The 25,198-nt window shown below is 60.6% G+C and carries 18 protein-coding genes and 4 pseudogenes; 6 read left to right on the top strand and 16 right to left on the bottom strand.

Annotated elements, in window-relative coordinates; translation table 11 throughout:
• Positions 1-379 precede the first annotated feature (379 nt).
• From mdeB to J4E63_RS10740, 4 genes are all read right to left on the bottom strand, one after another.
• Positions 380-3,076: an alpha-ketoglutarate dehydrogenase gene (gene mdeB / locus J4E63_RS10755; RefSeq protein WP_207281931.1), complete on the bottom strand. Its 2,697-nt coding sequence runs from the start codon at positions 3,074-3,076 to the stop codon at positions 380-382.
• Positions 3,073-3,495: a hypothetical protein gene (locus J4E63_RS10750; RefSeq protein ID WP_207281930.1), complete on the bottom strand. Its 423-nt coding sequence runs from the start codon at positions 3,493-3,495 to the stop codon at positions 3,073-3,075. The genes mdeB and J4E63_RS10750 overlap by 4 nt, the downstream gene beginning before the upstream one ends.
• Positions 3,496-3,540: 45 nt before the next feature.
• Positions 3,541-3,999 (bottom strand): transketolase, encoded by a 459-nt coding sequence (locus tag J4E63_RS10745; RefSeq protein WP_207281929.1) that lies wholly within the window; start codon positions 3,997-3,999, stop codon positions 3,541-3,543.
• A gap of 135 nt (positions 4,000-4,134) precedes the next feature.
• On the bottom strand, positions 4,135-5,151 hold the full coding sequence (locus J4E63_RS10740) for a 1-aminocyclopropane-1-carboxylate deaminase (protein ID WP_060742854.1): 1,017 nt from the start codon (positions 5,149-5,151) through the stop codon (positions 4,135-4,137).
• A 198-nt stretch (positions 5,152-5,349) separates the two neighbouring features.
• On the opposite strand from J4E63_RS10740, the gene J4E63_RS10735 reads away from it, so the two are divergent.
• Positions 5,350-5,859: an Lrp/AsnC family transcriptional regulator gene (locus J4E63_RS10735; RefSeq protein ID WP_060742855.1), complete on the top strand. Its 510-nt coding sequence runs from the start codon at positions 5,350-5,352 to the stop codon at positions 5,857-5,859.
• 36 nt (positions 5,860-5,895) lie between these two features.
• Here the strand turns inward: J4E63_RS10735 and J4E63_RS31240 are convergent.
• The 5 genes and pseudogenes from J4E63_RS31240 to J4E63_RS10720 form a co-directional block, all read right to left on the bottom strand.
• A pseudogene (locus tag J4E63_RS31240) lies at positions 5,896-6,237 on the bottom strand (ATP-binding protein); the annotation flags it as partial.
• A gap of 519 nt (positions 6,238-6,756) precedes the next feature.
• Positions 6,757-7,092, bottom strand: a pseudogene (locus tag J4E63_RS31235) (response regulator transcription factor); the annotation flags it as partial.
• A gap of 210 nt (positions 7,093-7,302) precedes the next feature.
• Positions 7,303-8,355: pseudogene (locus tag J4E63_RS31230) on the bottom strand (sensor histidine kinase); the annotation flags it as partial.
• 1,286 nt (positions 8,356-9,641) lie between these two features.
• Entirely contained in the window at positions 9,642-10,742 is a 1,101-nt protein-coding gene (locus J4E63_RS10725; RefSeq protein WP_207281927.1) for an ABC transporter substrate-binding protein, read from the bottom strand.
• A gap of 490 nt (positions 10,743-11,232) precedes the next feature.
• Positions 11,233-11,733, bottom strand: a complete 501-nt coding sequence (locus tag J4E63_RS10720; RefSeq protein ID WP_092168820.1) for an Lrp/AsnC family transcriptional regulator — start codon at positions 11,731-11,733, stop codon at positions 11,233-11,235.
• Positions 11,734-11,852: 119 nt separating this feature from the next.
• Here J4E63_RS10720 and J4E63_RS10715 point away from each other — a divergent pair, with 119 nt between their 5' ends.
• From J4E63_RS10715 to J4E63_RS10705, 3 genes are all read left to right on the top strand, one after another.
• Positions 11,853-12,887: a histone deacetylase family protein gene (locus J4E63_RS10715; RefSeq protein WP_207281926.1), complete on the top strand. Its 1,035-nt coding sequence runs from the start codon at positions 11,853-11,855 to the stop codon at positions 12,885-12,887.
• 50 nt (positions 12,888-12,937) lie between these two features.
• Positions 12,938-13,993 (top strand): ornithine cyclodeaminase, encoded by a 1,056-nt coding sequence (locus J4E63_RS10710; RefSeq protein WP_207281925.1) that lies wholly within the window; start codon positions 12,938-12,940, stop codon positions 13,991-13,993.
• Positions 13,994-14,169: 176 nt separating this feature from the next.
• The gene (locus J4E63_RS10705; protein WP_207281924.1) at positions 14,170-15,624 is read left to right on the top strand and encodes an amino acid permease; all 1,455 of its coding nucleotides are present in this window, start codon (positions 14,170-14,172) and stop codon (positions 15,622-15,624) included.
• 6 nt (positions 15,625-15,630) lie between these two features.
• On the opposite strand, the pseudogene J4E63_RS10700 reads toward J4E63_RS10705, so the two are convergent.
• From J4E63_RS10700 to J4E63_RS10675, 6 genes and pseudogenes are all read right to left on the bottom strand, one after another.
• Positions 15,631-15,837, bottom strand: a pseudogene (locus J4E63_RS10700) (DUF2867 domain-containing protein); the annotation flags it as partial.
• Positions 15,838-15,877: 40 nt separating this feature from the next.
• Positions 15,878-16,507, bottom strand: coding sequence for a LysE family translocator (locus J4E63_RS10695; protein WP_207281923.1), 630 nt, complete (start codon positions 16,505-16,507; stop codon positions 15,878-15,880).
• A gap of 130 nt (positions 16,508-16,637) precedes the next feature.
• Positions 16,638-17,039 (bottom strand): biopolymer transporter ExbD, encoded by a 402-nt coding sequence (locus J4E63_RS10690; RefSeq protein ID WP_092203032.1) that lies wholly within the window; start codon positions 17,037-17,039, stop codon positions 16,638-16,640.
• A 1-nt stretch (position 17,040) separates the two neighbouring features.
• A complete protein-coding gene (locus tag J4E63_RS10685; protein WP_219738604.1) occupies positions 17,041-17,760 on the bottom strand; it encodes a MotA/TolQ/ExbB proton channel family protein in 720 nt (239 codons plus the stop codon).
• 52 nt (positions 17,761-17,812) lie between these two features.
• Positions 17,813-18,622, bottom strand: coding sequence for an energy transducer TonB (locus J4E63_RS10680; RefSeq protein ID WP_207281922.1), 810 nt, complete (start codon positions 18,620-18,622; stop codon positions 17,813-17,815).
• Between the two features lie 327 nt (positions 18,623-18,949).
• The gene (locus tag J4E63_RS10675; protein WP_207281921.1) at positions 18,950-21,289 is read right to left on the bottom strand and encodes a TonB-dependent receptor; all 2,340 of its coding nucleotides are present in this window, start codon (positions 21,287-21,289) and stop codon (positions 18,950-18,952) included.
• A 155-nt stretch (positions 21,290-21,444) separates the two neighbouring features.
• Between J4E63_RS10675 and J4E63_RS10670 the strand changes: the two genes are divergently transcribed.
• Positions 21,445-22,389 carry a LysR family transcriptional regulator gene (locus tag J4E63_RS10670; protein ID WP_207281920.1) on the top strand — a complete coding sequence of 315 codons (945 nt, stop codon included), beginning with the start codon at positions 21,445-21,447 and terminating at the stop codon, positions 22,387-22,389.
• A 190-nt stretch (positions 22,390-22,579) separates the two neighbouring features.
• Positions 22,580-24,187: an alkaline phosphatase family protein gene (locus J4E63_RS10665; protein WP_207281919.1), complete on the top strand. Its 1,608-nt coding sequence runs from the start codon at positions 22,580-22,582 to the stop codon at positions 24,185-24,187.
• Positions 24,188-24,259: 72 nt separating this feature from the next.
• Here J4E63_RS10665 and J4E63_RS10660 read toward each other — a convergent pair whose 3' ends face one another.
• Positions 24,260-25,165 carry a TauD/TfdA family dioxygenase gene (locus J4E63_RS10660; protein ID WP_207281918.1) on the bottom strand — a complete coding sequence of 302 codons (906 nt, stop codon included), beginning with the start codon at positions 25,163-25,165 and terminating at the stop codon, positions 24,260-24,262.
• Positions 25,166-25,198: the final 33 nt, after the last annotated feature.

Raw genomic sequence — 25,198 nt, 5'->3', positions numbered from 1 at the left:
ACACAAAAACCTGTGGGAGCGGGCTTGCTCGCGATGAGGCCAGCAAACCCAACCTCCATGTGACTGAACCACCGCCTTCGCGAGCAGGCTCACTCCCACATGGACTCGCGGGTGTTCACAGCATCTGCACACGACACAAAAACCTGTGGGAGCGGGCTTGCTCGCGATGAGGCCAGCAAACCCAACCTCCATGTGACTGAACCACCGCCTTCGCGAGCAGGCTCGCTCCCACATGGATTCGCGGGTGTTCACAGCATCCGCACACGACACAAAAACCTGTGGGAGCGAGCTTGCTCGCGATGAGGCCAGCAAACCCAACATCCCTGTGACTGAACCACCGCCTTCGCGAGCAGGCTCGCTCCCACAGGATGAAGCGGCCTCAAGCGTCCCAAGGGGCCACGGCATCAACGTCAATGGCGTAGCGTTCAATGGCCTCGGCACAGGCACTGGCGTCCAGACGCCCCTCACGCACCAGGGAGGTCAGCGCACTCAAGACGACCTGGTGGCGGTCCACTTCGAAGAACCTGCGCAGTTGGCTGCGGGTATCGCTGCGGCCAAACCCGTCGGTGCCGAGCACCGTGTAGGGGCCATCGAGATAGCTGGCGATCAACTGGGGCAAGGCGCGTACGTAATCGGTACAGGCAATGATGGGCGCCGAGTCGCGCAGGCATTCCCGAACATGACTGCATTTGGCAGGTTGTCCGGGATGCAGTCGATTCCAGCGCTCCACTTCACGAGCATCACGTGCCAACTCGGTGAAGCTGGTAACGCTCCAGACCTGACTGTCGATCCCCCAATCGCTGGCCAGCAACTCGGCGGCGGCAATCACTTCGCGCAGGATGGCGCCGGAACCCAACAACTGAACACGTCCACGGGCATCCTCGACTTCATGCCGGGCAAACAGATACATGCCCTTGATAACGGCCTGTTCGACACCTTCAGGAAGGTTGGGCTGCGGGTAGTTCTCGTTCATCAGGGTGACGTAATAAAACTCGTCGACCTGGCGCTCCAGCATCTGGCGCATGCCGTGATCCAGGATCACCGCGAACTCGCCGGCGAATGCCGGATCGTAAGCCCGACAATTGGGGACCATCGCCGCCATCAGATGACTGTTGCCGTCCTGATGCTGCAGGCCTTCGCCACCCAATGTCGTGCGGCCTGCGGTGGCACCAAGCAGAAAACCGCGGGCCCGTTGATCCGCCGCCGCCCAGATCAAGTCGCCGATGCGCTGGAAGCCGAACATCGAATAATAGATGTAGAACGGCAGCATCGGCAAACCATGCACCGAATAGCTGGTCGCCGCTGCAACCCAGGAACTGATGGCGCCGGCCTCGCTGATGCCCTCTTCGAGAATCTGCCCGTCCAGGGCTTCCCGATAACTGAGGATCGAACCAATGTCCTCCGGCTCATAACGCTGCCCCACGCTGGAGTAGATGCCGATCTGCTTGAACAGGCTGGCCATGCCGAACGTACGCGCTTCATCCGCCACGATCGGCACAATGCGCGGGCCCAGTTGCTTGTCCCGGAGCAAGCCGCTGAGCATCCGCACGAAGGCCATGGTGGTGGACATTTCCTTGCCTTGGGCGGCGATGGCAAACCCGGCGTAGCTGTCTACATCAGGTACGGCCAATGACTCGCTGGCCGAAGGTCGCGCCGGCATGTAACCGCCCAACGCCCGGCGGCGTGCATGCAGGTAGCGCATTTCCGCGCTGTCATCGCTCGGCTTGAAGAAGCTCAGGGAGGTGGCCTGTTCATCGGTCAACGGCAGGTTGAAACGGTTGCGGAACGCGATCAACGCCTCATTATCGAGCTTTTTCTGCTGGTGCACGGTCATCTTGCCCTGCCCGGCGTCGCCCATGCCGAAGCCCTTCTTGGTCTGGGCCAGGATGACCGTAGGTCTCTTGCCCTCGAGCATTGCGCTTTGATACGCGGCAAAGATTTTCACCAGGTCATGACCACCGCGCTTGAGCCGGTCGATCTGCTCGTCGGTCAGGCCGTGGGCCAAATCCGCCAGAGCTTCGTCCTGACCGAAGAAATGCTCACGGTTGAAGCGCCCATCCTTGGCCGCGAACGTCTGGAACTGGCCATCGACCGTGGCCGACAATGCCCGGACCAACGCGCCGTCTTTATCCCGGGCAAACAATCTGTCCCAGTCGGAACCCCACACCAGTTTGATCACGTTCCAGCCCGCGCCGCCGAACAACGCCTCGAGCTCGTCGATGATGCGACCGTTGCCACGCACCGGGCCGTCCAGGCGCTGGAGGTTGCAGTTGACCACCCAGACCAGGTTATCCAGCCCTTCGCGCGCCGCCAGGGTCAGCGCCGACATGCTTTCCGGCTCATCCATTTCACCGTCGCCAAACACCCCCCAGACGGTTCGCCCCGAGGTCTTTTGCAGGCCGCGGTGCTCCAGGTAACGCATGAAACGCGCCTGGTAGATCGAGCTGATCGGACCGATCCCCATGGAGCCCGTCGGGAACTGCCAGAAGTCCGGCATCAACCAGGGATGCGGATAACTCGACAACCCCCGGGCGCCATTGGCGCGCGCGCCGATCTCTTGTCGATAGTGCTGCAGATCCTTTTCTTCCAGGCGTCCCTCGAGGAACGCCCGGGCATAGACGCCTGGCGCCGAGTGCGGCTGGTAGAACACCAGATCACCGCCACCGGTTGGGGTGCGCGCCTTGAAGAAGTGATTGAAGCCCACTTCAAACAGATCCGCCGCGCTGGCATAACTGGCGATGTGTCCGCCCAACTCCCCATAGGCGTGATTGGCCCGGGCGACCATCGCCAGGGCATTCCAGCGCATGATCGATGCCAGACGCTCCTCGATGGCCAGGTCCCCGGGAAACACCGGTTGCTGCTCAACGCTGATGGTATTGATGTAAGGGGTGCCATGGCTGGGCCGCCAGCCGATGGCCGAAGTGCTTGCCACGGCCAGCAGCATGTCGAGGATCTGTTTGGCCCGGTCCGTGCCACCGTGGGCTGCGACCGACAGCAAGGCCTCGCGCCACTCGGCCATTTCTTCATCCTCAACAGCCTGGACCGGCCATTGGGCATGGGGATTGGACAGGTTCATAGGCAACTCCTGCAGGTGTCGGATATCGCTCCGAGGTGGCGCGAATGGCTTCCTCGGGCGAGGCTTTTGACTTGCTCTACCGCGGCAATGACGGAGCGCTCGGCCGCCTCGTCTGGTGCGACCGGGTAGAGGCATGGCTGGCCAATGGAAAGGTCGTGCAAGACGTGCTCATCCAGTTCACCGAGCACCACAAAACAGTAGTCACTCTTGGCCATTTGCACGCCAACCAGCTTGCCATTCACGGGGTTCACTGTATCGACATGGATCAGCGCCACATTGTCAAAACAGCTGAACCCCTGATGGATCAAATCAATATGATCGCTATCGAGTCCGCTCACGATGACCACGATACGCGTACAACTGGACGGCTCGCGCATCCACCTCATTGCGTGGACACGCCCCTCGGCGGTTCGGCTCATAAGCGTTGCCTTTCTGGTTTCAACAGGCGATTGACGAGGACTGGGTTAAATGACGCCGCGCGCCTGCAGCACGCTTTTGGCCAGACTCCGGGTCGCCGATAGCACCTCTTCCACCTGTCGATCCATCGCCGCAGTGGATGAGGCTATCGTTCCCAGTTCGACGACGCGCAGCGGATGACCGCAGACGGATCCCAGCCAGGTCAGGCCAGGCACCGTGCCGACTTCCAGTAAAAAGCTGCCGTGGGGGACGCAGCGCAACAGTTGGCTGGCATAACACGTGTCGCCCCCGGTAGACGGCTCCGGGCTGGACCCGACCCGCAACCAGTCGACCAGCAACGCCTCGGATTGCTTGACGGCCAGATAAGCCACCTGGTCCCAGTCATCTATCGTCACGTGCAGCTTGTCGATCATGTACTTGGGCAGCGCGGCGCTGGTCACGATGACCACCCCGGCATCCGCCGAAGGTTCCTTGATCCAGACTGCGGATTGCGATATCGCATGCATGGCGGTACTCCCAGCGGTTGGGTTGCAGCGCTCGCTCCGAGCGGCGATCCGAGGATGAGGCCGTGATATTCAATATGAATGCCAACTGCCCCACCGCTTCGTGAGCAGGCGCCGCCTACAGGTCATTGCCGTGAATCAGCCGTTGCGGAACAGGAAGCTGTAGGCATTCAGCGCAGGCGCCCCGCCCAGGTGCGCGTAAAGCACTTTCGAGCCTTCGGGGAACTCGCCACGACGGACCATTTCAATCATCCCGTGCATGGATTTTCCTTCGTACACCGGATCGGTCAGCACACCTTCCAGGCTGCCGCACAGGCGAATGGCTTCCAGCGTACCGTCGTTAGGCAAACCGTATTCCGGATAGGCAAACCGCGTATCGAGCACCACGTCCTCTTCAGTAATTTCGCGACCCAACTCCACCAGTTCTGCGGTATGCCGGGCGATACGCAGAATCTGCGCCTTGGTTTTTTCTGGCTTGGCCGAGGCATCAATGCCGATCACATTCTTCGAACGGCCGTCCGCGGCGAAACCGACGACCATGCCGGCCTGGGTACTGCCAGTCACGGAACAGACCACGATGTAGTCGAACTTGAAGCCCAGTTGTTTTTCCTGCTCCCGCACTTCCTCGGCAAAGCCGACGAACCCGAGGCCGCCATAGGGATGCTCGGAACAACCCGCCGGAATCGGAAACGGTTTGCCACCCTGCTCCACGACATCGCTCATGGCCTTTTCCCAACTTGGCCGGATACCAATATCGAAACCTGCTGCGTCCAGTCGTACGTCAGCCCCCATGATGCGCGACATCTCGATGTTGCCCACCCGGTCATACACCGCGTCGGAATAGTTCACCCAGTTTTCCTGCACCAGCACGCACTTCATGCCCAAGTGGGCAGCGACTGCAGCGACCTGGCGGGTCTGGTTCGACTGAATGCCACCAATGGAGACCAGGGTATCGCAGCCTTGCTCGATCGCTTCGGGAATCAGGTATTCGAGCTTGCGTGTCTTGTTCCCGCCGAAGGCCAGGCCACTGTTGCAGTCTTCACGTTTGGCATACAACTCGACCTTGCCACCCAGATGTTCACTGAGACGCTTCAAGGGCGTGATGGGAGAAGGACCGAAGGTCAACGGATAACGTTTAAAACGATTCAGGTTCATGACTCTGCTCCTCGATATTGGATATCCAAGCGCCGGACCGAAAGTGAAAGGCCACATTCCAGGCTCTTTCAGGAGGGGCTTCGATGAGTTCAATATTAAGAAGAATTCGAAAAATATGTGTTGCAAGTTTCTACCACTTGGAAAAACATAATTTCCATGAAAGCACATAAAACATATTTTTAATGCGTGGAATTCGACATGAAAGCAACAAACACTCACAAGAAGTCGGCCACTACGGCCCCGGTGCCGCAGCCACTGGATCGAACCGACCGCGCGATTCTCAAGGTCCTGCAACGAGATGCCTCCATCTCCAACGTGGCGCTCGCAGAAAAAGTGAAACTGAGTGCCCCGGCTTGCCTCAGGCGTGTCGAACGACTCAAGCAGGTCGGCCTGATCAAGGACATCGTCGCACTGCTGGACAATGAAGCGCTGGATGCGGGGATGGTGGTCTTGATCGGCGTGGTGCTGGACCGTTCCACACCGGAATCCTTCGCCGCATTCGAGGCGGCCGCACAAAAAGTGTCCGGCTGCATGGAGTGCCATGTGGTGACGGGGGAGTTCGACTACTTCATGTTGATACGAACCAAGGACAGCAACAGCTTCAACCGGCTCCACGCGGAGCAACTGCTTTACCTGCCCGGGGTTCGCCAGATTCGCTCGTTCATGGGGTTGCGCCAAGTCTTGTCGACCACCCACATTCCCCTTTGAGGCTCCAATCAGACCGAGCAGGCATCGGTTCGGTATTCATCGCTTACTCAGCGAAGCATCAAGAGGAATATCAAGGGTAAAGGTTGCGCCCTGTCCAACCCCGTCGCTGTGCACGGACAAGCTGCCCCCCATTTCCTGCGCCGCCAGCGCACAGCTGTGCAGGCCAAAACCGTGACCGTCTTTGCGCGTCGTGAAACCATGGGAAAAAATACGTTTCATGTGCTCAGGCGCAATCCCATTGCCGTTGTCGGCCACCGTGATGCGCAATACGGCCCCGTCAACGAGGGACGCGCTGAACGTGACGCATGGGCTGCGATCGATCACACCGTCCAACGCCTGCTTGGCATTGCCGATCAGGTTCACCAGAATCAGCAGAACCCGGTGCCGGTCCAACGGCAGCAGGGGCAAGTCGGCAATGTCCTTGACCATCGTCACCTCCTGGCGCGCCAGTAATCCAGCACTCATGCGCAAGGCATCGTCGATCAACTCTGCGACCGGCACGGTCTCGACAATACTGACGGCAACGGCATAGGACTGCTGGGCTGCGACAATGGTTTTGATGTGGTCAATGCCCTTGGTGAGTTGCCCGAGTTCTTCGATGATGCTCTGTTGCTCTGCCGCCACCACCCCCGCCAGCTTGAGCAGGTAGTCGGGCAGCATCTTTCCCTTGTGGTCTTTGGTGAGAAAATCGCTCAGGTCATGGACGTGTTCGTTCATCAGTTGAGCCACCTTGCCCAGCCCCTGGGCCTTGGAGGTGCGCATCTGGCTGCTGACCAGTTCTGCCGATACGTTCACGCTGTTGAGGACGTTACCGACGTTGTGCAGCACCGTCGTAGCGATTTCGGCCATGCCCGCCTGACGGGATTTTGCATGCAGTTCGGTTTGCACCTGGCTCATGCGCAGCGCCGCGCGTACGCGAGCCTTGAGTTCAAGCGGCGAAAAGGGTTTGGCGATGTAGTCATCGGCACCACTCTCCAGCCCGGAGACGCAGGCCTCGCTACCGCCACGGGCGGTCACCAGAATCACGGGTAAATGAGCAAAACCGGCGCTGGCTTTGATTCTGGCTGTCAGGCCGAAACCGTCGAGCTGCGGCATCATCACATCCGAAACCACGACATCGATGGGTCGAAGCTGCAGCAGCGCCCAGGCCTGCTCTCCATCGGTTGCGGTAGCGACGATGTAATCGTCTCGCAAAAGCTCGCTGAGATAGCCCAGCATTTCCGGGCTGTCGTCGACCACCAGCACTCTGGATCGCGAGGCAAGTTCCGGGGGCTGCTCGTCGTCTGCGCCTTGGATCGAAGCCCGGTCGTTGCGACTGCCAAGGCGACCGTCATCGAAACGCAGGTGACGCTGCTCGGTTGTGCTTGTCGTGCTCGATGACGATCGCTCGTGCATCGTGCTGGCTTCGGTCGGCACGGTGTTTGGCTCGGTCCCCAGCGGCAGTCGAACAAAGAAGCACGAACCCCGTCCGGGCTCGCTGTTGACACCGACTTCACCCCCCATCAATTCGACCAGATCCTTGACCAGGGCGAGACCGATGCCTGTGCCGCTGTAGTGACGCGTGGCGGAATTGTCGATCTGGGAAAAACGCTGGAACAGCAGCGGCAGTTTGTCAGGCGCGATGCCAATCCCCGAGTCCTGCACCGCGAGTTCAAATCGCTCGCCATCGAGCGGCGTGACGGCCAGGTGCACGGTGCCGCCAGCCGGTGTGAACTTGATGGCATTGCTCACCAGGTTGAGAAGAATCTTCTCGAAGTGTTGGGGGTCCAGGAACACCGTGCCGAGCGTGGGATCGATGCTGCAGGTCAAGGTGCAGCCTTTGCCCTCGGCCACCATGGCGGCGTCCTCGGCCAGCACGCCCACCACCTTGTTCAAATCAATGGGCGTTGGGCACAACTCGAACTTGCCCGCTTCGGCCTTGGAGAAATCGAGGATGTCGTTCACCCGGTTCATCAAGCGCAACGCGTTGCGTTGGGCGCGGTCGATTTGCACATGCCAGTCCGCCGGCGGGATGGACGCCGCCGAGAGCTGCTCCAGCGGGGCGAGAATGAGGGTCAGGGGGGTGCGCAGTTCGTGGCTGACCGTGGCCACGAAATCGCTCTTTGCCTGGTTAGCCGTCTCGGCCTGGTTGCGCGCCTGAATGAGTTCGATGGCCTGCGCCTCCAGCACCTCGGTCTGGTGGTGCAGCGTGTCGGTCCGTTCGGCGACCATTCTTTCCAAAGAGGCCTGGACTTGCTGTCGTTCGGCGTCGGCCTCGGCCTCCAACACCCGGATGCGCAGGGCATTCTCCTGGAACACCCGTACGGCGCGGGTCATGATTCCAATCTCGTCGCCGCGGCCGGCGCTGGCGATCTCGGCGTTCAGGTCGCCAGCCGCAAGCCGGCGCATGACCGAGGCCAGGGCCACGATGGGCTGCGCGACAAATCGCGATGTGCTCCAGGCGATGGCGCCGGCCAGCAGGATGGCGACGGTCCCTGCAACGATCGTCGCAAGCATGCCGCGATCATTGTGGACCAAGGCGTCGGAGCGCGCTTGACCTGCGAAGCGTGCCACCAACAGGCCGGCGCTCCGTGCCTCGTTGCGAACCTGGTCGCGCGCGTCGCTCAAGGCGTTGCTCGCCTGATGGAACCTGGCGAATGCCGCCCGGTAGCCGGCGATCTGTTCGCTGACCGTCAGGGGCGTAGCCTTGGCCTGCAGCCCCACGGACGCCGGGAGAACCCGAGAGAGTCGGGATAGCTCGTCCAGGATGTGGCCGACAGAGCTGGCGACCTCGGCCGACGGTGACAGGCGAAACGACAAGGTCTGCGCCTCAAGGGTGGCAACACGCTCGGCGAAACGCTTGGACAACGCGGCGGCATTTTGCAGCAAACCGGTTGCGGCCTGGATGTCGCTGGCGTCATGGACAACGTGCCCTTCCACTTCCCCCAACATTGTCTCGAGGCGCTCGGCCGTCTCCCCGACGGCGGCGAGATACTGCAAAGCCTCGCCTCCCCGGAGCCTGGGCGCCTCACCAAGATGCTCGACCGCTAAGCTGGCAGCGTCGAGCGCCGTGGCCAACTGGTCCAGGGCCTCTCTCTCCTGCGGTGCCCCCATCAACTCGCGCAATTGCTCGACCACGGGCCGGAGTGCCGCGCTGGCGTTCCGCGCCGCAGTGGCGGCCGCCCCGTCACCGGTCACCAGCATCCTGGCCACATTGGCAGTGATGATCCGTTCGCCGTTGCGCAGGATATCCAGGATGCGATGGGCGCTTTCGATGTCGCTCACCCGCGCCTCGTGCTCAGCGGTGCGGGACCCAAGCCCCTTCAACCCATCGGCGATGCCCTGTTCGACGAGGATCGTCGCCTCTCGCATCCGGCTGTAGTGGGCTGTCATGTTCTCCGTTTCGCCATCCATGGCCAGGCTTGCCGCCCGCAAGGCGGCGATCGCCGTCGCGAGCCTTTCCAGACTGCCCTTGAGCGATTGCGCCTCTGCCACCGCAATGGCCGAGAGACCGGCGATAGCTGTCGCCACCATGCCTTCGGCCTGGGACAGGCTTTCCTGGTCGCGGGTGGCGATGAAGTTCTCCACCCGTCCGGTGGCACCGTTGACCGAGGCGAGAATTTCCGCGGAATGGCTGGCGGAATCCACCGCACGTACCATCCCGCGCAGGCCGTAGAGGTTCACCAGCGACACCGCCAGCATCAGGAACACCAGGGCGGCGACCGCCAGGCCGATCCTGACGGCAATGGGCCTGTCCGTGGCGGGTTTGAATGTCGACATGGCGCCGCGCCCCCCGTCCGCCACTACTGTTTCGTCACCTCCGGCAAAGGCGTCGGCGGCGCCGTATTGTTGATGGCCGCGTCGATCATCGCCACAACGGAAGCCTGGTCATAGGAAGGATTGGCTGCGCCGCCCACCGGCATGGTGGCGAGCCAGGCGTCCAGGTCTTTCCCATCGATACGCACCAGTGGCACTTCGACGAACTTCGGCACCTGCTTGCCCGCCAGAATCTGCTGGGCCACCCAGAACCCCACCTGGGAGACGCTTGGGGAGGCGGAGACCGAGACGGTCTCGTAGCCATTGGCATCGCGCTCCTGTTTCCACAGGGCCAGTTCGTCCTGGCGATTTCCCATCACGATGATCGGCAAAGGGCGTCCTGCTGCCTTGAACGCCATGGCCGCGCCATAGCCGTCGCCCCCTTGGGTCGCGACGGCATCGATGCTGGGCAGCGACGGCAGCGCCAGCGCCACCTCCTTGCGTGCGACGGAAGCGGTCCAGTTGCCGTAGACGGTCTTGGCGAACTTCAGGCCCGGATAGTCGCTGGCGGCCTTGCGAATGCCGTCGCTGATGTTTTTATCGGTGGCATCGCCGGCAATGCCGCGGATCTCCAGCAGCGTTCCGTTCCCCTTGAGGCGCTCGGCGATATAATCCATTTCCACGCGGCCCATGGCGGACCAGTTGTAATCCACGGTATAGACGCAGCTTTCGGTGACGAGACTGGCCATGACCACCACCACGATGCCGGCGTTGCAGGCGTCGCGGATCACCCCGTTGAGGGCTGTGTCGGACGCGGCCAGGATGACGATGGCGTTCACACCCTTGACGACCAGGTCCTGGATATGGGCCGCTTGTTCCGACGCCGAGTTGTTCGCGCTGACCACCGGAGCCTCGCGGATCAAGCCATCCTTCTGCGCCTGGGCCGCAATCTCCTGCCAGTTGCGCACCATCACCTTGCGGAAATCGCTGCCCGCGTAGGAATTGCTGAAAGCAATGCTATGGCTTGCGGTAGGGCCGCCGGCGATGCCGCCGTCGGCAGCTTGGACTGGATTGGCAGCAACCATCGCCAGCCCGGTCACGCAGCCAGCGAGGCGCCACAAGATTTTGTGGATCGGTTTGGTGTTCATGTTGTTCTCCATCGTCCTTGGGATTTACCAAAAGTCATCCACCTGCACCTGTCGACAGCCTGGATCGACTGCTTGATCTGGTTTGGAGAAGTCGGCCAGCAGATTGAAGATCATCGGCCCTGTGAAATTGGAGCAGGCATTCAACTTGAGCTCGTAGTCGGGCGGCCTCTAGCGGCCAGACCAAAAGTCTCACGCACATGCTCACGAATTGAGGATGGGTCGCCCAGGGATCAAAATGCGCCGATGGACACCTGTTGCCAGATTGCTCATTCGGTCATTCCAACAATAGAACCGGACATGTAGAACCAGACACATACAGACTCCTTCCCTTGGCGGCCGATCATTGAAACCAATACATTGCCTGCAGTGGCAATGAGCATAGTCGCAACGCGCCCGCTTCGCTCGCGGCCGTGGAGGATTTCAGCCAACCGAGCGCCCTACACGATCAAACCGACTACGACACCCGGCTGGGCGAGCGCGGCATCAGGCTTTAGTCCCTGCTGGATTTGGGTATCGCTATGCGGTTACTGGTCTTGACCTCGCGCAAGGCCAGGCTGGACTGGATCGAGGCAATACCCACCTGGCGCCGTAGCACCTGCTCGATAAAGTCACTGTAGCTATCAAGATCCTCTGCCAGCACTTGCAGCACGTAATCGGCATCCCCGGTGATCTTGTGACAAGACAACACTTCAGGCAATTGCGCAATCACCGCCTCGAAGGCGTCAGGCGCGTGATCGGCGTGGGTGGAAAAACGAATGTGCACGAACGCCATGATATCCAACCCCAGCATTCGTCGATCAAGGTTGGCCTGATAGCCCTTGATCACGCCCGCTTCCTCCATCCTCTTGCGCCGTCGCCAGCAAGGCGTGAGGCTTAACGACAGGCGCTCACTGAGCTCGGCGTTGGAAATGCTCGCATCATCTTGCAGCAACTTGAGTATCGCCAAGTCAGTCTCGTCGAGACTGATGCGTTTGGATGATTTTTTCTGCATTTCGCAATTCCTGAGTAAAAACACCCGAAAAATCTAGCAGACTGCGAATATAAAGCAAAGAAAGCGCCTGCGTAGCGGAACAGAATATTTGCACTGTTTCGAATTGACGGATGCGCAGAATGTTTACAGTTTTCAGTGATTCCCATCGTTTGCACCATGGCACCGAATTGAAAGACGGCGTACTCAAGCCGTCGTTCGAACAACCCAGCCGGGCCGACACTGTCCATGATCGGGTCAAGCAGGTAGGCCTTGGCCAGATCGTCGAACCACGAGCATTTGACCGGGCGTGCTACGTCAATGCGCACAGCGAGCGCTACGTCAGTTTCCTTGAAAGCGCCTGGTCACAATGGTGTGCGACCGGACGTACTCACGATGCCTTGCCGCTGGTATGGCCAGTGCGCGATTTGTCCAACGATCAAGTCCCGACTTTCATCGACGGAAAACTCGGTTTCTTCGCCATGGATGCCGGGTCCCCGATTACCGCGACCACATGGCAAGCGGTAAAGACCAGCGCAGACATCGCCCTCACCGGCCTGGCGCTGATCGATGAAGGCCACGACAGTGCCTTCGCCCTGTGCCGCCCGCCTGGGCATCACGCAGCACGTGAATACATGGGCGGCTATTGCTACCTCAACAACGCGGCCATTGCCGCACAACAGGCCATCACTCAAGGCGCGAAACGTGTCGCGGTACTGGACGTCGATTTCCATCATGGCAACGGCACTCAAAACATCTTCTACGGGCGCAGCGACGTCATGTTCGTGTCGCTGCACGGCGAACCCACGGTGTCTTATCCGTACTACTCAGGCTTCAGTCACGAAGTCGGCGCCGGCCAGGGCGAAGGTTACAACCTCAACTACCCGTTGCCGAAAAACACCACCTGGGAAAGCTATCGCAATGCCCTGCTCCACGCCTGCAAGAAACTTCAGCAATTCGCCCCTGAAGTGCTGGTCATTTCACTCGGCGTCGACACATTCAAGGACGACCCCATCAGCCACTTCCTGCTGGAAAGCGACGATTTCATCGGCATCGGCGAGCTGATAGCGGGTGTGGGCTGCCCCACTCTGTTCGTGATGGAGGGCGGCTATATGGTCGATGAAATCGGAATCAATGCAGTCAATGTGCTGCATGGTTTCGAGAGCAAGCGCACCTGAACCGTCCCCTGCCCCGCAACGTTGCTACTACTGAACCGGAGAATAAAAACATGACTCTTTTTATAGACGTCGATCATGCCGCACGCCTGTTCGCCACGGTGGGCATCCGCCGGGCAATCCGCGAAATGGCCGATTACATCGAAGCTGACTATTCACGTTGGGCGCAGTTTGATAAATCGCCCCGCACCGCCAATCACTCGGCCAACGGTGTGATCGAGTTGATGCCGACCGACGATGGCCAGCAGTACTCGTTCAAATACGTCAATGGCCATCCGGACAACGGTCGAAGCAACCTGCTGACGGTCATGGCCTTCGGTGTCCTGGCCGATGTCCACAGTGGCTATCCAACCCTGCTCAGTGAACTGACGCTGACCACCGCGGTGCGCACCGCAGCGACCTCGGCCTTGGTCGCGAAGTCCCTGGCGCGTCCAGATGCAAGCAGCATGGCAATCATCGGCAATGGCGCCCAGAGCGAATTCCAGGCCCTCGCCTTCCATGAAATGCTCGCTATCAAGGAACTGCGGATATTCGATATCGATCGTGACGCCTCGCTCAAGCTCAAGCGCAACCTGTCCGCATTCCCGGATCTCGAGGTGATTCTGGCCAGCTCTGCTCAGGAAGCGGTCAAGGGCGCAGACATCGTCACCACGGTCACCGCCGATAAAGCCTATGCAACGATTCTGACGCCCGAGATGATCGAACCCGGCATGCATATCAATGCCGTAGGTGGGGACTGTCCGGGGAAAACCGAACTGCACGCCGAGATCTTGCGCAATGCCCGGGTCATCGTTGAATTTGAACCTCAGACCCGGATCGAGGGTGATATCCAGCAATTGGAAGCCGACTTCCCCGTCGTCGAGTTTTTCCGGATTGTTCAGGGCGCAATCCAGGGCCGCGAGAACGACGCACAGGTCACCGTGTTCGATTCGGTGGGTTTTGCCCTCGAAGACTTTTCGTCGCTGCGCTACATGCTGGACCTGGCGCAGGAGCATGCAATCGGTGAGCGCATCCATCTCGTGCCGACACCCGCCAACATAAAAGACCTCTACCAAATTCTCGATCGGCAACCAGCGATCGCCCCTTCACGCCCGCGCGCAGTGAGTTGAAAGCCATAGGTGATGCCCCTGGGCAAAGTGCCAAGGGGCAACTCACCCCTGCGAGTACGCGGCAAATCTCGCCGTCCGCAAACCACCACCGTCAATAGCCGTTGCATCCCTAACAAGTACGCAAGACATCCACCTTTCTGCCAAAACTCAAAAACATAAAATCAAGAGGTTTTGTAATGAAATCAATCCCATCAGGGCTGACTGAACAGCCCGCGCTGCAGCGCACGCTCAGCAACCGTCACATTCAATTAATGGCCATGGGAGGTGCCATCGGTACGGGCCTGTTCATGGGTTCCGGGAAGATCATCGCCCTCTCTGGCACGTCGATCATCCTCATCTACATGATCATCGGTCTGTTTGTTTATTTCGTCATGCGTGCCATGGGCGAAATGCTGCTCTCCAACTTGAACTTCAAAACCTTCGCAGACTTTGCCGGTGCCTACCTTGGCCCACGCGCGGCATTCTTTCTTGGCTGGTCGTATTGGTTGAGCTGGAGCGTTGCGGTGATAGGCGACGCCGTCGTTGTCGGCGGATTTTTCCAGTATTGGTTCCCCGATGTACCCGCCTGGATACCGGCCATCGGTATGCTGATGACGCTGTTCGCATTGAATGTACTGACGGTCAGGCTTTTTGGCGAGATAGAGTTCTGGTTCGCGATCATCAAGATCATTGCCGTCGTCACCCTGATTGGCGTCAGCCTGGTGCTGATTGCCAGCTCCTTTGTCTCACCCAGCGGTGTCACTGCCTCTCTGAGCCATCTGCTGGATAAACAAGCCGCCTTTCCCAACGGCTTGTTCGGTTTCTTTGCCGGTTTCCAGATGGCAATCTTCTCCTTTGCCGGCACCGAACTGATTGGTACCGCAGCCGCCGAAACCCGCAACCCTGAGAAGACCCTGCCGAAAGCCATCAACTCGATTCCGCTGAGAATCATCCTGTTTTATGTGCTGGCACTGGCCTGCATCATTGCAGTGACTTCCTGGCAACAGGTTTCACCCAACAAAAGTCCTTTCGTCGAGCTGTTCCTGGTGGCCGGGTTTCCCGCAGCAGCAGGCATCGTCAACTTTGTGGTGCTGACGTCTGCCGCGTCCTCGGCCAACAGTGGCGTATTTTCGTCTAGCCGCATGCTGTTTGGCCTGGCCAATCAGGACAACGCCCCAGGGATTTTCCGACGTCTGTCGGGCAATAGCGTGCCTCTGCTGAGCCTGGCGTTCACCACACTGCTAATGCTGGTGGGCGTGTTGTTGCTTTTCATCGTTCCTGAAGTGATGACCGCATTCACCATTGTTTCTACTGTGTCGGCCATCCTGGTGATTTTTACTTGGTCGACCATCCTGGCCTCGTATATCGCCTACCGCAAAAAGCGACCTGAGCTGCATGCCAAATCGGCCTACAAAATGCCTGGCGGCGTGCCAATGGCCTGGTTTTCCCTGGCGTTTCTGGGCTTTGTTCTTTGTCTGCTGGCATTGAGACCTGACACTCGTATTGCCTTGCTGGTCATGCCAGGATGGTTCATTTGGTTGGCGATCGCTTATCAACTGACCGATGCCAGGAAGCCGAAATCCGCGCCTAGCAACAGCGAAGGTAATGCGCCTCCCCCGCGCAACATCACGCAGAGCGCGAACATCTCGTAAGCTAATCGCGGAAACGAAGATGTAGGCCCGGCCGGGCCGGTTGTGGCATTGGACCACGGTTGCAAAAACCCGTTGGCGACTGCCTTCTGGCTCGGCCTCTCCAGCACACAGGATCGATAACCGGAAGTCGAGGTGCTTGTCGTCCTCTCCCAACACGATTTCAGTCTGGTTGGTGCTGTAGACCTTGAAGACGCCAACCCGATTAGCAAGTGATTTGGCCGAGAGTCTCTCGCGCCGAAGTGCGGTATTGGGCTCAAGCCGGATTGGAAACAGCCAACTTGAGCCCAAACGCGACAAAAACACCGCCCGTGAGTCGGTCAAGCGCCTTCAGGGCCGCCGGGCGTTTCAGGAAATTGCTCAACGGCACCGTAGCCGCTACCAGAATGCCAAACCAGGCCAGCGTCAACAGCACGTGTAACACCGCAAGGAAGAAGGAGTAACTGGCCACGCTCGCGCCACTCGGAACAAACTGGGGGAGGAACGTGATGTAGAAGACACCTATCTTGGGGTTCAGCAGGTTCGTCAATAAACCGCGAATAAAGGCGCCACGGGCAGAGGCCGCCATGTTCTCGTTCCCCTGCCCTTGCAGCGTCGCCCTAGGCCGCAGCAGCAGTTTTACACCCAACCAGACGAGATACGCGGCACCGACAATTTTCAGCGCAAGGTAAGCCCACTCCGAAGCTTGCAACAGGGCACCGAGCCCCAGTGACACCGCGGCTCCCCACACCAGACACCCGAGCACGATACCGATAGCAGCCATCGCCGCCGAACGTCGACCGCCGGTCGCTGCAGCGCGAAGCACCATGGCTGTGTCCACCCCCGGGGTCACAGTGAGCACTGACGCAGCAGCGATGAAGGCAAGCAGCAGGGATAAATCGCTCATTTGGATGTCCATGGCAGTCGGCAGCCGTACGGTTAGCCACTCTAATTAGCCACTTGGCGTTCGGTCAAACGTTCTATGTAGCCCGTCGTTCGAGAGATGTACGCCAGGAACCCAAGACAAGCGCCCGATCCTATTTCGCCGTTATCACCGACAACTTGCTGATCCCCGCACGCTCGATGGATGCCATGGCCCGGGCAACCTCGCCATAGTTCACCCCGTTGTCCGCCTGCAATTGTACGCGTACATCCGGGTTTTTCGCCTTGGCGGCTTGCAGGTTCGACTCCAGCAAATCCGCCTGGATCTCGTCCTTGTTGATGAACACCTTGCCCTTGTCGTCAATGCTCACCACCAGCGGGTCTTTCTGTTCCACGGGCGCCACTGACTCGGTCTTTGGCAAATTGATGGGAATGGCATTGGTCAGCAGCGGCGCGGTGACGATAAACACCACCAGTAGCACCAGCATCACGTCCACCAGTGGCGTGACGTTGATCTCGCTCAGCACCTCATCGTTGTCTTGTGTAGAGAAAGCCATCTCAGGACGCCTCCTTCACTTTCTGCGGGTTGCCGGCACGGGCCTTGTTCAGCGCTGGGTGCAGCAGCACGCGGAATGAATTTTTCTGCGCGAGGCTGTAGAAGTCGTGGGCAAAGTCGTCGAGGTCGGCAGCCGTGAGTTTCAGGCGACGCAGGAAGTAGTTGTAGACCAACACCGCAGGAACCGCGACGGCGATACCCACGCCCGTGGCGACCAGCGCCGCACCAATCGGCCCAGCTACGGTTTCCAGACTGGCGGAACCGGCAGCGCTGATGCCCTTGAGCGCTTCCATGATCCCCCAAACGGTGCCAAACAGGCCTATGAACGGCGAGGTGCTACCGATACTGGCGACCACGGCCAGGCCGGTTTCCAGGGAGCGGCGCTCCCGTACGATCTGTTGGCGCAGGGCGCGTTCGAGGCGGTCCTGGTGGTTGATGGCCTGGCTCAGGTCGGCAGCGTGGGGGGCATCACCAACCTGGATCGCGGCATAACCGGCCTGGGCCACACGGGCAGCGGCGCCGGGTTGGGTTTCGGCCAGTTCAGCGGCCGAGTCAAGGCTCGACGCCGCCCAGAACTGTTTGTGGAACTTGCGATCCTGGGCCTTTAGACGACCGAACTGCACGCCCTTGAGCAAGGCCAGGCCCCAGGTTGCGACCGAAAAGGCCACCAGCAGCCAGATCACCGCGCTTTCGATGGATTCAAGTGGAGATGCTAATGCCATGATGTTTTCCCTCTGGACAGACCGCGGCGTGTGCAACACCCCGCAGCAATAGTTAGTGAATCTTGAAATCGATAGGTACGCTGACCCAGCCGTTCTGGGCCACATCGCCCTGCTTGGCCGGCACAAAGCTCCAACGCTTCACAGCGGCCAGCGCAGCGTCGTCGAGTTGCTGGCGACCGCTGCTTTTCTGGATCTGGATCTCACCCGGTTTGCCGCTGGCCAGTACCTGCACCCGCAACAACACCGTGCCTTCCCAACCCCGGCGCTGGGCCAATGATGGGTATTCGGGCGCCGGGTTCTTCAGGTACGCGGCGTTGGCCGAAGCGGGCGTTACCGGAGCCGGTGCGGGGGCTGCGACTGGCGCGGGAGCCGGTGGCGCAGGCGTGGGAGGCGCAGGCGGTTGCTCCACCGGTTTGGCGACCGGTTTAGGCACAGGCTTGGGTACTGGCTTGGGTACCGGTTTGGGTTTCGGTGCCGGCTTGGCGGCCAACTCATCCACGACTGGCGGCGGTGGCTCGACCACAGGTGGCGGCGGTGGTGGCGGCACGGGCGGCGGCGGTTCGACCACCGGCGGCGCGGGCTGGGAAAATTCGATGGTCATCGGTGGGATTTCCGGCGGCACAATCGGCAGCACCAGGGTGGGCTTCTGACTCACCCAATAAATCACCGCACCGTGCAGGGCTAATACCAGCAACCCCAGCAGAATCCCTTCGCGCCGGCTCGAAAAGCGCATGGGGGTACGCTGCAAGCGCAGCTGCCCCAACGGCGCACGATGCGGCCGGCCAAGGTCGACCAACTCACCACCCGGTGCGTGGCGCCATTGCGCCTCATGCGCACTGGCGGCGGCTTGGACATTGCCCATTGATTCACTCCCTACGGTTTTTGAAACAGAAATCGACAGGCCTGCGTGGAAGGCCGTCGAGGGCTAAATGATCGGGGCTAGACGCTTATCTCTTAAAGTAATCTTTAAAGTTATACATAGATCAAAAATGAATAACTGAAATTCACGCATACGCTAAAGCCACGGCCCGCGTGGCCTGGCGCCGTAACAAGGTTTTTCGATGCTTTTTTAGGCATGCAAAATATTCATTAAAGGCATGGCTCGACAGGGTTGTTTGCGCACACGAGTGACGGCGCTGACGATGCTGCGGGTGACACGGGTGTTCAAGCCGGCCACCTATCCCATGGGCTAGAAGTCGTAGCGTCCGGTCACCCCTAGCGTGCGCGGGCTCCCCAGCAGGCCTTCGTAGCCGCCGTTACCGCCGGTCCACAGGGTGGTGTAATAGGTTTTGTCGAAGGCGTTTTTCAGCCACAGCGACACGTCCCACTGCCCCTGCTCATAGTTGCCGCGCAAACCGGTGGACAGGTTGACCACGGCGTAGGCGGGAATCTGTCCGTAGTCGGAATCCTCCACCGTGCCCACGGCCTTGGAGCGGAAGGCATAGCTGCCGGTGACGTAGGGTTCGAAACCGTTATCCAGGTTCCACTTGTACTCGCCGTTGGCATTGGCGATCCACTTCGACGCCCCCACCACTTGGTGCCCGCTCAGGTCGCAGGAAGCCGGCGCCCCTGGGCGCAGACTGACTTCCGGTGGGCACGGCGCGTCCTTGTAGCTCAGGTAACGCACATCGTTGAACGAGCCGTTGAGGTTCAGCGTCAGGCCCTTGATCGGCAGCCAGGTACTTTCCACTTCCACGCCGCGCGAGCGCACGGAACCTGCGTTGGTCAGGTACTGCACGCGATTGTCCGGATCATAGGCGTTGGTCTGGTAACCGTTGACCTGGGTCCAGAACAGGTTGGCATTGAGCTGCAGGCGCCGGTCCCACAATGTGCTTTTGAAACCCAGCTCGGCGTTGTTGGCGCGCTCGGTGCCGACCAGCAGCGAGTCCGCCCCGGCAGTCGGTGCGGAGCCGACCACGAGGTTGACCCCACCGGACTTCTCGCCGTGGGACAGGGTCGCGTAGCCCAGCAGGTTGTCGTTCAAGCGGTAGCTCAGGTTGAGCAAGCCCGAAGGGCTGGCGCTGTATTGCGTGAGGTCGCCGGAGTCATAGGCACCGGTGCGATTACGTCGAGCCGTCGCGGCAGCGCCCGTGACGGCCGCACCGCCCACTGGGCTGTTACGCGTCACCCAGGCGCTTTTTTCTTCATAAGTACCGCGCAAGCCTGCGGTGAAATCCAGGCGTTCGGTAAGGTGCCAGGTGCCTTGGGCGAACAGGGCGAAACTGTCGGTGCGGATGTGCCCGTTACCCACGGTGCTGACGTTGGCCAATGCGCCTGCAGGCGTGCCGTTCCAGATATCCGCCTGGGGTCCGTAAGAGACGAAGGATTTGTTGTCCAGCGAGTTGCCGAAGTAGTAGGCACCCAGCACGTAGTCGAAGAAGCCACCAGCGGGCGATGCCAGGCGAAATTCCTGGGACCACTGCTTGTCTTCCACCGACACGCCGCCGTTATACGATGCCGGCACGTTAAGGCCGTCATCGTTGCGCGGGGTGAAATTCCAGAAGCGATAGGAACTGACCGAGGTCAGGGTGAAATCGCTGGGCAACGTCCAGTTGGCTTCCAGGGAGGTGCCGCCCTGGAACACGGTGACGTGCTGGTCGCTGTCCAGGTTGACCTTGCGATGGGTGCCGTCCACCAGGGTTGCCCCCGCAGCGGCCGCCCGCGACTGGTAGAGGTTGGTGCCATTGATGGTCGGCCCGGTGCTGTACAGCACGCGGGTCCCGGCGCTGGAGTCCTCTTCGTTGTAGTCGCCGATCCAGCGCAGGTTGAACGCTTCGCTGGGCTTGTACAGCAGTTGCCCGCGAAAGCCCTGGCGCGAGCCACCGTTGAGGTCATGGCCGTCGTATTCGTTCTTGATGTCGCCGTCGCTGCGCGTGCGATAGGCCGAGAAACGCCCCGCCAGTTCATCGGTCAGCGGGCCGGAGATCGTGCCCTTGGTCTGGAAGTAACCGTCCTCGCCCAGCGACGTTTCGATGCTGCGCTCCGGGGTGAAACTCGGTGCGCGGGTGCTGATATTGATCACGCCGGCCGTGGTGTTCTTGCCGAACAACGTGCCCTGGGGGCCACGCAGCACCTCGAGCTGTTCGATGTCCATCAGGTCGAACACCGCCATCCCCGGCCGGCCGAGGTACACGTTGTCGATATACAAGCCCACGCTGCCTTCCAGCCCGTCGCTGGCCGGGTTGTTGCCCAGGCCGCGAATCGACACGCTGGACTGGCGCGCATGCATGTAGGCCACGTTGACGCTGGGCACCAGTTGCTGCAAATCCTGAATCCGATAGACCCGCTGGCTTTCCAGGGCCTGGCCGCCGATCACACTCATCGGCGTGGGCACCTCCTGGGCGCTTTCCGTACGCCGCCGGGCAGTCACCGTGACGGTTTCCAGTTGGCCGCTGGCGCTTTCACCCGAGGGTGCCGGTTCGGCCGCGTGGCTGGGTGTCCAACTGGCACTGCCCGCCAGCAACATGGCCAGGGGCAGGCGTTTGAGCCTCCAGGGAGAGCAAGGTACAGCGGGCTTCAACAGACTCATAAGCGGCTCCGGAACCCGGAAATATCCACCATCAGATATTCCATAAGGTTATTTATTTATGTTTTTACGAACATTTACTGCATAAGAGATAGCCTTTATAAGGAGTCGACCTAATGCATAGCCAATGCATTTCCCCGATATTTTTGATGTGAAAAATGCATATCGATCTGCGCCAACTCCGCCACTTCATCGCCCTTGCCGAACAACGCAGTTTTGTCGCAGCAGCATTGACGGTGAACCTGTCGCAGTCGGCGTTCAGTCGCAGCATCCAGGCCCTGGAGCACAGCGCCGGATGCCAACTGGTGGATCGCGGCCGCAAAGACCTGGCGCCTACCAAACAAGGCCAGGTATTGCTCGAACATGCCCGGCGCCTGGTCAGTGGCGCGCAGCAACTGGCCAACGAGATCAGCCAATTCAATAGCCTGGAAGCCGGCGAATTGCGTTTCGGTTGCGGCCCGGCGCCGGCGGCGGGATTGATACCCCGCGCCATAGGCAGTTTTATCGGGCGCTACCCCAGGGCCCGTGTGCAGTTCCAGGTGGATGACTGGCAAAGCCTGGGCAAACGCCTGCTCAGCGAAGAATTCGAATTCTTCGTCGCCGACACCCGCCACTTCGAAGCCCACCCGGACTACCACACCTACCGCTTGCGGCCGCGCAAATGGTATTTCTGCTGCCGCGCCGGCCACCCGCTGGCACAGCAACCCAGCGTGACGGCCGCGCAACTGATGAGTTACCCACTGGCCGTGACCATTCGCCCGCCGAACCTGCGCAAGGTCATCGTCGACCTCAGTGGACGGCCCGATTACCTGCCCAACGTCGAATGCGAGAACGGCTACAGCCTGATGGGCGTGGTGCTGCGTTCCGACGCCATCGGCATCGTCAGCGCCAACAGTGATGTGCTGCACATGGCGCGCGGCGAGTTGATATGCCTGACGATCGATGGCCTGGCCGAAGACCTGGAGGAGCGTTACACCCGCTACGGTATCGTCAGCCGTGCGGGGTATCGCTTGTCGCCGTTGGCGGAGGCGATGATCGAGCAGATCAAGCAGATCGATGAGCTGGATGAGGATGTGTGCGCACTGGAGAACCTCGCTGTGTGAACCGGCGCTTTCGCGAGCAGGCTCGCTCCCACATTTGTACGCATTCCAAATGTGGGAGCGAGCTTGCTCGCGAAAGCGTTGGCAGCAACACCGATGCATTGACTGCATCAAACCCAGTCCCCAAATGCACTTGCCAGCCCACCCTCCGAACGGCGAAAAACCTCACCTCTCCTCCGCTTGGTGAAGCCCTATGCCTCCCCCCCAAACCGTCCGCAACGTGCTGTACATCATGTGCGACCAACTGCGCCGCGATTACCTGTCGTGCTACGGTCACGCCCATCTGCATACACCGAACATCGACCGCCTGGCCGCCGCCGGTGTGCGTTTCAGCCGCGCCTATACCCAGGGCACCATCTGCGGCCCCTCGCGCATGTCGGCCTATACCGGGCGCTACGTCAGCAGCCATCAGGTGGCGTGGAACGCGGTACCGTTGCCCCTGGAGGAACTGACCATCGGCGACTACCTGCGCCCCCACGGCATCCGCACGGCGCTGGTGGGCAAGACCCACGCCACGCCCAACCTGGAGGCCTTGCAGCGGCTGAATATCGACCCCGACAGCGCGCAGGCCGAGCCGCTGAATGAAGTCGGCTTCGACGCCTACTTTCGTCACGATGGCATTTACCCCGACAGCCCGCTGTTCGACGACAAACGCGAGTCCGCGCCCTATACCCATTACCTGCGCGAGCAGGGCTACAGCGGCACCAACCCGTGGCACGAATGGGCGAACGCGGCAGAAGGTGAAAACGGCGAGGTGCTCAGCGGCTGGCACATGCGCAACGCCGGGCGACCCGCGCGAGTCGCCGAGCGGCACTCGGAAACCGTCTACACCACCGACCGCGCCATCGACTTTATCCACGAGCAAGCCGAGCGACCGTGGTGCCTGCACCTGTCCTACATCAAGCCGCACTGGCCCTACATCGCCCCGGCGCCCTATCACGCGTTGTACGGGGCCGAGCATATCCAGGCGCCCATACAGCCTGGACAAACCAGCGATCACCCGGTGTATCAAGCGTTCCTCCAGCATCAGGAGAGCCTGAACTTTTCCCGTGACGAGGTGCGGCTCACGGTGATTCCCACCTACATGGGGCTGATCAAACAGATCGACGATCAACTCGGGCGCTTGTTCGATTTTCTGCAAAGCAATGGCCGCTGGGACGACACGTTGATCGTGTTCACCAGCGACCATGGCGACTTTCTCGGCGACCACTTCCTGGGCGAGAAAGAATTTTTGCTGGAGCCTGCGGTGGGCGTTCCGCTGATCGTGCGTGACCCGCGGGCCGCTGCCGATATCAGCCGTGGCACGGTGGACGCACGCCTGGTCGAAACCATCGACGCCCTGCCGACTTTCCTCGACGCCTTGGGCCTGCCCGCTGCCGACCACCGCCTGGAAGGCCGTTCGCTGATCCCGCTGCTGCACGCTCAAGACATCACTTGGCGCCGCTACGCCATCGCCGAATACGACTACGCCTTCCAGGCCCCGGCCCGCGAGCGCCTGGCACAACCCATCGACCGCTGCCGCATGACCATGGTGCGCAGCGAACGCTGGAAGTACCTGGCCTATGACGGCTTTCGTCCACAGCTGTTCGACCTGGAAAACGACCCGCAGGAACTGCACGACCTGGGCAGCGACCCGGCCTTTGCCGAGGTCCGCGAAACCCATCTGGGGTATCTGTTCGAGTGGCTGCGCGGGCTGAAGCGGCGCACCACCATCAGCCACACAGAGATCGATCTGCGTGGCCAACGGTTTCGTTATGGTGAGCCGGAGGCGGAGAAAGTGGTGCAAATCGGCGTCTGGTAAACGACGCGAATCAATGGGGTGAGATTCCTGTGGCGAGGGCCACATTGCCCACACAGTCGAGTCTGCGCCGGCTTAGAGACCCTTGGTGGTCTTGCTCGACTGCCCTTGCACGCCCACCGGCACATCGCCCTTGAGGGTGACCCGGCGCACGATACGCTCCTGGGTGCCGTAGTCGTCCACGGCGTAATGCTGGGTGGCGCGGTTGTCCCAGATCGCCACGTCACCGCTCCTCCAGCGCCAGCGCACGGTGTTTTCCAGACGCGTGACGTGGCTTTGCAACAGGTTGAACAGTTGGGTCGAATCCGCCTGCGAATACCCTTTGAGGCGTTTGACGAAATGCCCCAGCAACAGGGTTTTCTCGCCGCTGACCGGGTGCACGCGCACCACCGGGTGTTCGGTTTCGTACACCGTCGACGTGAACACCTTGCGGTATTCCTCAAGCCGCTCTACGGACACATCCGGCTTGATCGCGGCGTAGTCGTATTCGTTGCTGTGCACTGCCCACAGGGTATCGGCCAATGCGCGCAACTCCGCGCTGAGGTCGTTATAGGCACTGGAGGTGTTGGCCCACACGGTGTCACCACCGGACTTGGGCGCCAGCACCGAACGCAGCACCGAGGCTTTTGGGTAGGCGTCGACGAAAGTCACGTCGGTGTGCCAGGAATTGGCGCGCTGGCCGCGCGTACCGTCCAGTTCCATCAGGAACCGCGTACCGTCGCGTACCGGCACCGTCGGGTGGGCAATAGGCTCGCCGAGCAGATGGGCGAAGGCTTCCTGGCTCTGGTCATCGAGGTGGGTCTGGTCGCGGAAGAAGATCACCTTGTGCTGCACCAGCGCCTGCTGGATGGCTTCGACGGTGGCGGCATCCAAGTCACCGGACAATCTGATGCCGCGGATCTCGGCACCGATGCGGCCAGCGACCGGGTGAATGTCCAGTACCTGGGCAATGGGTTGAACAGCTAATGCGGCGTTGCTCATTGTGGTGACCCTCATGTGCCTGCTGATGGTGGG

Origin of the sequence: Pseudomonas sp. FW300-N2F2 (assembly GCF_017351655.1) — a bacterium.
GTDB classification, from domain to species: domain Bacteria; phylum Pseudomonadota; class Gammaproteobacteria; order Pseudomonadales; family Pseudomonadaceae; genus Aquipseudomonas; species Aquipseudomonas fluorescens_AA.
This window is presented reverse-complemented; position numbering and strand designations above follow the sequence as displayed.